The following is a 580-nucleotide window of genomic DNA, read 5'->3' as shown; positions in this document are numbered from 1 at the left end:
TCCAGCAGCGGGCCAGGCTGGCCACCCAGGTGGAGGCTGTCGTGGAGGCCCACACTCTTCATCCGGTCCTGATCTCGATGCCCGGTATCGGGGTCAGGACCGCAGCACGGATTCTCACCGAAGTCGTGGGCAAGGACTTCGCCGATGCCGGGCACCTGGCCTCCTACGCCGGCATCGCCCCCGTCACCCGCCGCTCAGGGACCTCGATCCGCGGCGAGCACGCACCCCGCGGAGGCAACAAGCGCCTGAAGCGCGCCCTGTTCCTCTCGGCCTTCGCCTCACTGCACCACGGCCCCTCGAGGGCCTACTACGACCGAAAACGAGCCCAGGGCAAGCGCCACAACCAAGCGCTGATCGCCCTGGCGCGCCGCCGCACTGACGTGCTCTACGCGATGCTGCGGGATGGCACCCTGTACGAAGACCCGACCACGCCTCCGGCGTCGTCGTCAGTCGCTCTGGCGGCTTGACGAAAACCATAGAGGCACCCCCCATGGCGACCACAGCTCTCCTCTGGGCCGTCCATCACGACTTCCTGCGCTACATGTCCCGGATCGAGGACAGGCAGGTGGCCGCCGTCGAC

At 68.1% G+C, this 580-nt stretch carries 1 protein-coding gene; it reads left to right on the top strand.

Annotation, left to right across the window (positions count from 1 at the left end; translation table 11 throughout):
• A partial coding sequence (locus tag FQU96_RS42005) for a transposase (protein ID WP_146547393.1) occupies nucleotides 1–467 on the top strand: 467 nt, incomplete at its 5' end.
• Between the last annotated feature and the right edge of the window lie 113 nt (nucleotides 468–580).

Origin of the sequence: Reyranella sp. CPCC 100927 (assembly GCF_007859315.1) — a bacterium.
In the GTDB taxonomy this organism is placed as follows: Bacteria; Pseudomonadota; Alphaproteobacteria; order Reyranellales; family Reyranellaceae; genus Vineibacter.
Note: the sequence above shows the minus strand (reverse complement) of the source record. Positions and strands in the feature narration are given on the sequence as shown.